General features: G+C 70.8%; 6 protein-coding genes. 5 read left to right on the plus strand and 1 reads right to left on the minus strand.

Going from position 1 to position 7815, the window contains the following annotated elements; translation table 11 throughout:
- Nucleotides 1-293 (minus strand): transposase (locus BLW04_RS24035; protein WP_139307012.1); only part of this gene is annotated, 293 nt, incomplete at its 3' end.
- Nucleotides 294-723: 430 nt separating this feature from the next.
- On the opposite strand from BLW04_RS24035, the gene BLW04_RS24040 reads away from it, so the two are divergent.
- The 5 genes from BLW04_RS24040 to BLW04_RS26290 form a co-directional block, all read left to right on the plus strand.
- Nucleotides 724-1071, plus strand: a complete 348-nt coding sequence (locus BLW04_RS24040; protein ID WP_175484267.1) for a DUF4288 domain-containing protein — start codon at nt 724-726, stop codon at nt 1069-1071.
- A 654-nt stretch (nt 1072-1725) separates the two neighbouring features.
- On the plus strand, nt 1726-5178 hold the full coding sequence (gene mobF, locus BLW04_RS24050; RefSeq protein ID WP_091548035.1) for a MobF family relaxase: 3453 nt from the start codon (nt 1726-1728) through the stop codon (nt 5176-5178).
- Between the two features lie 108 nt (nt 5179-5286).
- Nucleotides 5287-5520 (plus strand): excisionase family DNA-binding protein, encoded by a 234-nt coding sequence (locus BLW04_RS24055; protein WP_091548037.1) that lies wholly within the window; start codon nt 5287-5289, stop codon nt 5518-5520.
- A gap of 97 nt (nt 5521-5617) precedes the next feature.
- Nucleotides 5618-6700, plus strand: a complete 1083-nt coding sequence (locus BLW04_RS24060; protein WP_175484268.1) for a tyrosine-type recombinase/integrase — start codon at nt 5618-5620, stop codon at nt 6698-6700.
- Between the two features lie 824 nt (nt 6701-7524).
- The coding region (locus BLW04_RS26290) for a transposase (protein WP_139307014.1) at nt 7525-7815 on the plus strand (291 nt) is incomplete at its 3' end.

The raw sequence follows: 7815 nt of genomic DNA on the forward strand, positions 1-7815 counted from the left end.
GACAACAGGTTGCGCAGCTGCTCATCGCGCTCAGGGGCTGCGGCGCGCACCGCGGCGAACATCCGCACGTAGGTGCCGTCGTCAGACCAGCGACGGTGGCGTTCCCACACCGATTGCCACGCCCCGAAGTGATCGGGCAGGTCACGCCACGGCGACCCGGTGCGGTACCGCCAGATGATCGCCTCGAGCGTCAGTCGGTGGTCATTCCACGGCCGGCCCTGATGACCGCCGGCAGGCAGCACCGGCTGGATCAACTCCCACAACTCGTCCGGGATCTCGTCGGTACGCAACATTCGTCCAGCGTCGCCCACCAACCCGCCAATCTTTGGCAGACACGCTCTAGACCGACGTGCAGGGAAGTGGCCACCAGTGCGCCGAGCATGGCTCCTGATGACTGCGGGCCGAGCACCAGGGAGACGCTGGAAGATCCACTGAGGTCGGCGAGGGCGGGGCCGAGCTGCATCAGGAGCGCTGGGTCCCGCCACCAGCCGGTCAAGTCCGCCAGACGGTGCTCGTCGGTGCGATCCCCTCGCCAGGCGAACGCGTCCTTCAGCCGCTCACGGATGTCCACGCTGACGCTCATCCCAGCATGGTGCCGTGCTGTAGCAGACGGACTCGGAATGCCACTCCGCCGGGCTCGGTGCGGTCAACCGCCGATGTCTCTGAGCGGCCCCCTCATGGACAGGTCCATGAGGCCACGTCTGACCTGGGACCATTCCGGTCTTGACGAGCGACCCCCGACCGAACTGGTACGCCGTGCGGTGCGTCTTCGCCGTGGGATGGCCACCCGAGGCGGCAGGGAGAACCTACGAGGAACGCATCACCCTGTGGCAGGCGGGGACCGTCGAAGAAGCGATCGAGCGCGCTGAGGCCGAGGCGCAGCAGTACGCCGCGGCCATCGACGAGGCGCCATCAACCTATCTCGGGCTTGCGCAGTCGTTCCATCTCTTGGAATCGCCGTCCGACGGTGCAGAGGTGTTCTCCCTCATGCGCACGAGCGACTTGAAGCCCTCGGCTTACCTGAACGGGTACTTCGATACTGGAGGCGAACGGCAGCAACAGTCGCCCTGAGCGGCCCATTATCGCCACCGAACCGGTGGCCGCTGATCTGCAAAGTCTCCCGGGCTAGGTGATCATGGTCGCGTGACGGACTCGGACCGAGCAGGCCTGCGGCAGCGGAGAACGCGCCTGTGGTTCGGCGGGCTGTTCGCCTGGTTGTGCGTCGGAATCGTCGTCTCAGAGTTCCGCGACCCGCCCTTCGATCCAGTCCGAGTGCTTTTCAACCTCGTCCTTGCCACCTTGATGGCATGGTTCTTGGCTTGGCTCTTCGTGAAGGTCTCGCGGAACAAGAGCTGACCTCCTTGAACCGTTCCCACATCCTGGCTTGCTTCCCGTAGCTGACCTCCCGCGGTCGTGGGTGGCGGGGGAAGGGTGGGTCGAAGGCCCATCCCGTAGGGACGCGCAGCGCCCTTCCGGCGGCGCCCACGGCCGTGATCATGGGCGGCGGGGAGGGGGCCCTTGTGCCGGCGGCGGGCGCTCGGCCGCGGTGCCTACCGCTTTGTCACCCCAGCTCGACCTTGCGACGTCGGGCGCCCGTTCCCGGCGCGCAGTCGAGCCCGAGCAGAACTTCGGGTCGCTGACCTGCGGGGTGACTTCGCCTTGAACGTTCCTCGGCCACCTTCAGCGCATCGCCTGACCCGAGGCTGCAGGAGGTGGACGGCGGTGATGTCGTTGCACAAGCTGTCGGCCGGGTCGGGCTACACGTATCTGAGCCGGCAGGTGGCCGCCGGTGATGTCACCGCCCGTGGCCATGGGTCGCTGGGCGCCTACTACGAGCAGCGCGGGGAGTCCCCCGGCGTCTGGCTCGGCGGCGGCCTGGCGTCGTTGGGCGGCGGCCCGCGAGCGGGGGATCCGGTATCGGAGGCGCAGATGCTCGCCCTCTTCGGACGAGGCCACCACCCAGGCGCCGCCACCCTGGCCGGTGTGGCCGGGCAGCCCGCTGGCGGCCCGGGGTCCGTGCAGCTGGGGGCGCCGTACGTCACGATCGGGCCGCGAGTGTCGGTGGCCGGCTATGACCTGACGTTCTCGCCGGTGAAGAGCGTCTCGGCCATGTGGGCGCTGGCCGACTCAGACATCGCCGCCCAGGTCGAGGCCGCCCATACGTCCGCTTTCACCGACACCATCGGCTGGCTCGAGCGCACCGCGGTCTACACCCGCCTCGGCGCCGGCGGGCTCCGGCAAGTCGACGTCACCGGACTGCTCGCGGTCGCCTTCACCCACCGGGACTCCCGCAACGGCGACCCCGATCTGCACACCCACGTCGCCATCTCCAACAAGGTCCGCACCCTGGACAGCCGGTGGCGCGCTCTGGACGGCCGCGCCCTGCACGCCGCAGCGGTCGCGGCATCAGAGCGGTACAACACCCGGCTGGAAGCCCAGCTGGTCCAGCGGCTGGGCGTCACCTTCACCGACCGACCTACCCGGCCCGGGCTGCGCCCGGTACGGGAGCTGGTTGGCGTCCCGGCCGAGCTGCTCGCGGCGTGGTCGACCCGGCGGGCGCAGATCACCACCGGCCACGCTCAGCTGCTGGACCGGTTCCAGGCCACCTACGGACGTGAGCCCACCACCGCCGAAGGCCACGCACTGGCTCAGCAGGCCACCCTGGCCACTCGGCCGGCCAAGCAGGGCCCGCGCAGTGAGGCCGAGCAACGCCGAACCTGGCGCACCCAGGCCGACCACGTGCTCGGCGCCGACACCGCCGGGAATGTCCCCGACCAGGTTGTCCACCAGCAGCCTGCCGCGTCCCACCTCGATCCCGGATGGGCGGTCCGCGCCGCCGGGACCGCCGTAGGCACCGTCTCCGCGCAGCGGGCGGTGTTCACCAGCCACCACTTACGGGCCGAACTGGAACGGCTCGCCCGCACCGATCGGATCCCCCTGCATGCGCTGGACACGGCGATCGACGAGGCGCTGACGGTCGCGGTCTCGGCTGACCTGTCACTGCGGCTTGACCGCGAACCCGATCGGGACCGCCTCCTGGCCGACATGGATGTCCTCGAGCCGGCTGGACTGCGCCGCCGGGACGGCAGCAGCGTCTACGCCACCGCGCACACCCAGTTGTTCACCACCCCGGAGCTGCTGGCCGCCGAACAGCGGATCCTCGCTAGCGCGGAGCACACCGACGGCCACTGGATCCCGGCCGGGCTGATCGAACTCGCCCTACTGGAGAGTCGCCTCGCCGGCCGACCACTGAACGCCGGGCAACAGGCGATGGTCCGCGAACTGGCCACCTCCGGGCGACGGGTGCAGGTCGCGATCGCTCCGGCCGGCACCGGCAAGACCACCGCCTTGGGCATCCTGGCTGCCGCCTGGACCGACGCCGGCGGCACCGTTCTCGGCGCCGCACCCTCCGCGGTCGCCGCCAACGAGCTCAGGAAGGCGACCGGGCATCTGGCAGTCACCCTCGCGTCTGCACTACGAACGATCGATGCCAGCCGAGACGGTGTCGGCGAGGTGGCTTGGATCGCCGGCGTGCCGTTGGGCCCACAGGTGCTGGTGGTGGTCGACGAGGCCGGGATGGCCGCCACCACCGACCTCGCCGGCCTCATCGACGCGGTCACCGACGCCGGGGGATCGGTGCGACTGGTCGGTGACACCGCTCAGCTGTCCTCCCCCGCCGCCGGCGGCATCCTCCACGACCTCGTCCGCGCCCACGGTGGCGTGGAGCTGGACACCCCGGTCCGATTCACCGACCCCAAGGAGGCCCAGGCGACGCTAGCCATTCGTGCCGGGGAGCCCGACGGGCTGGCCTTCTACGCCGAACGGGGCCGCATCCACATCCCCGCCAACACCCTTGGGACTGAACAGTCCGTCCCGGAGGCAGCGGAGCGCGCTGATCCTGAACGGGGCGCTTTCGGCGACGCGGTGGACTCTGCGCTGGCCGGCTGGGCGGCCGACCGCGCCGCCGGCCAGGACAGCATGCTGCTGGCCGGCAGCAACACCTTGGTGGCCGAGCTGAACGCGCGTGCGCGCGCCGCACGTCTGGCCGGCACCGCAGACACGGGCCAGCCGGAGGTCGGGCTACGGGACGGCACCGCTGCGTCGGTCGGGGACGTCGTCCTGGCCCGGCACAACCAACGTGACCTGCCCATCACCGCCACCGAATGGGTCAAGAACGGCGATCGGTTCACCGTCACGGGCCTCACCGGCGACGGCGGCCTGCGTGTCCGGCACGCCCCCACCCGCCGGCAGCTCACCCTGCCCGCGGCTTACGTCACCGAGCACCTGCAGCTGGGCTACGCCGCCACCATCCACCTCGCCCAGGGCGCCACCGTCGACACCACCCACGCGCTGCTGACCGGCACCGAGAACCGCGAACAGCTCTACGTCGCACTGTCCCGCGGCCGGTCAGCCAACCACCTGTACCTGTCCCCCGGCCCGGTCGACAACGAGGACCCGGCACACCCCGCGCTGACCTTCGCCCGCCAAACCAACAACGCGCCCAGGGACCCGCTGGAGCTGCTGCGCGGAGTGCTGGACCGCACCGACCAACGACCTTCGGCCACCAGCACCCTCACCGATGCCGCCGACCCCGGCCGGCAACTGCACGCCGCCGTCGAGCGCTACCTCGACGCCCACGCCCTCGCCAAAGGCCAGGGATCGCGCCCCAACGAGCAGGCCGCCAGCGGTGGGCCGCTGCCCTGGCTACCGCCACCCCCCGAACCTGACCCGGGAGCCCCCGACCGCGGCGAACTGGCTGAGTACGTCCAGCAACGCGCCGACCTCGTGCACTCCCTGGCCGCGACCATCACCGCCGACCATCTCCCCGACACCGTCTGGGCTGACCAGCTGCGCCAATCCGACCCGGGCCTGGCCCGGCGGCTTGCCGTCTGGCGAGCCGCCACCGGCGCCACCGACCACCTCTACCCCGTCGGCCCCACGACTCCCCTGCACCCGAGGTGCGCGCCCAGCTCCAGATACAGCTCACCGCCCACCTGTCCCGCCACGGCGACGATCTCGACCGAGGGCTGGACGACGGACCTGTCCTCACCCGGCCTCTCGAACGCATTCGCACGTCACCCGCTGGCCACCGCCCAGCCTGCGGCCCCAGCCGATGAACCCGGTGACCATGACGTCGCAGCCAGCCCGCCCGCTTCCCCGACCAGCCGGACCGACTGACTTTCACACGCCGGATGTCACCAAGCGGCCCTGACGGACGCCTGTACAAGCCGAGGAGGCCCAAGCCGGTAGCCGACCGGCGCCTCAACCGTCCGCCCAGGAGCCAGCGTGACCACGACCAGACCTCGACCGTCCGTCAAGGCCGGCGACCAGCTCCACGACGTCGATAGCGCCGCCGACTACCTGCGCTCCGGACGACGCCTTATCTACCGCCTCGTCTCCGAACGCCGGGTCACCTTCACCTACGCCGGTCGATCACTGCGCTTCTGGCAGTCCGACCTCGACGCCTACCTGGACGCCCAAACGGTCAAGCCGTTGAACCCGCCCGTGGGCCGACGATGACAACGCGTCCACAGGCCGGTTCGGCGTCGGACCCGGCTTGTCCACAGAAGCGCCTTGGTGCCTTGGCACGTCGATGGGGTCACGCTTGAGTCGGGGCGTGCGCAAGCGGACGGCGTTCGGCGCCGTGGACCAGCTGCCGTCCGGCAAGTGGCGAGCTCGCTGCACCGGACCCGATGGACGGCGACGCACGCGGATCTTTCCTACGAAGACCGACGCACGCGCGTGGCTGGCGACTCAGCAGGCCGACACTGTCCGCAAGACCTGGCGAGCACCAGAGCTCGGGCGGCGCAGCGTCGGGCAATACGCCGCCGACTACCTGGCCAGAGACGACCTTCGCGAGTCCACGCGCAGCCTGTACGTGGGGCTCTGGAAGCACCACCTGGTCGACCGCTGGGCTGACGTGTCGGTCGGGGACGTAACCTCCGCCGACGTCCGCGCCTGGCACACCGCAGCTGCAAAAGGCACCGGGCCCACGGCCTTGGCACAGAGCTACCGGTTGCTCCGCTCCCTGCTCAACGTAGCGGTCAACGACGAGGTGCTCGCCAGCAACCCGTGCCACCTGCGCAACGCCGGGACGCCGCGAGCTGCCCGACCGTCACGCTCGCTGACGGTCGCCGAGGTGCAGGCTCTGGCCGCGGCAGTGCCCCGGCGGTACAGCACGCTCGTCGAGGTCCTGGCCTTCGGTGGTCTGCGGTTCGGTGAGGCCACCGCACTGCGGCGCTGCGACGTGCTGGACGGCGGCCGGCTGCGGGTCGAGCGTTCGGTCCGGTACGTCGACGGTCGGTGGCTGGTCGGTGAGCCGAAGACGGCCGCCGGCCGCCGAACGGTGTCCCTGCCCGCGCGGGTGGCCGACAGCCTGGTCCGCCACCTCGCCGAATTCGTACCTGACGCTGAGGACGCGATCGTCTTCAGCACCGCCAGCGGGTCTTTTCTCTCCGGCGCCAACTTCGGCCAGACCTTCCGACGAGCGGTGACGAAGTGCGGCCTGCCGTCGGTCCGGCCGCACGAGCTGCGGCACACGGGAGCGACGCTGGCCGCCGCGACCGGCGCCACCACCAAGGAACTGATGCGACGCATGGGCCACAGCTCTCCCGATGCTGCGCTGCTCTACCAGCACGCCGTCGACGAACGCGACGGCGACATCGCACGGGCGCTCGACGCCATGCTCGCGGGCCACTAGGTCACGTGGAGGTCATGAACGATCTCCGAGAGACCTCATCATCAGGCTGAGCAGCGCGTTTGCCCAGTACCGGAGCAGCTTCCCAAGCTGACAGTGCGAGTTCGATTCTCGTCACCCGCTCTCCACTGCCCTGCCCGTCCACCGGCCCGTTCCGGCACGATGGTCGCCGTGAGCAGCGCACCCCCCGCCGCCCGGGTCGGCCTTCGGACGGCCTCCCACGGGCGAACTGGCCCCTGCCGAGCTGGAGCGGCTCCGCGCCTTCCTGGACGCTTCCTTCGCGGGCTCCTTCGATGACGACGACTGGTCGCACGCGCTCGGCGGCGTGCACGTGCTGGCCGGTGTGGACGGCGAGCTGGCCGGCCACGCCGCGGTCGTCGGCCGCCAGCTGATCGCCGGTGAGCAGACGCTGCGCACCGGCTACGTCGAGGCGGTCGCCACCGCGCTGATGGAGACCGCCGAACGACTGGTCGCCGGGCGGCTCCGAGCTCGGCACGCTGGCCGCGAGCGAGAACGGCGTCCAGCTCTACCTGCGCCGCGGCTGGCTGCCCTGGCATGGCCCGCTGGCCGCCCTGACCCCGACCGGCATCATGGCCACCCCGGACGAGCGGGTGTTCGTGCTGCCGACGCCGGCGACGGCGACCTGGATCCCGGCGGTCGGCTGGTCTGCGACTGGCGTCGCGGCGAGCTGTGTCGATCCCGTAGCTCTCCGCCGCGACACGCCCGATCCGCCGCCGTTCCTAGACCTCCGCCACTCGGAACGCAGGCGTCCGGGCCCTAGGGCGTGTCTCCCGGATCTTGGGTGTCAGGTGGTCGAAGGTGGGTTCATGACGCGGACTGGTGTGCTCTCGGATGATGTGTGGGCGCGAGTAGAGCCACATCTGCCCAGCTCAGCGGGCCAACGGGGTGGCCGATGGGCTGATCACCGGATGGTGATCGAGGCGATCGCCTGGCGGTACCGCACCGGGTCGCCGTGGCGGGATCTGCCGGAGTGCTTCGGGCCGTGGCAGACGGTGTGGAAACGCCATGACCGGTGGGCCGCCGACGGCACCTGGGACCGGCTGCTGACGGAGTTCAGCGCCGACGCCGACGTGGCCGGTGAGCTGGACTGGGTGGTG

Origin of the sequence: Modestobacter sp. DSM 44400, assembly GCF_900107175.1 — a bacterium.
Classification (GTDB): domain Bacteria; phylum Actinomycetota; class Actinomycetes; order Mycobacteriales; family Geodermatophilaceae; genus Modestobacter.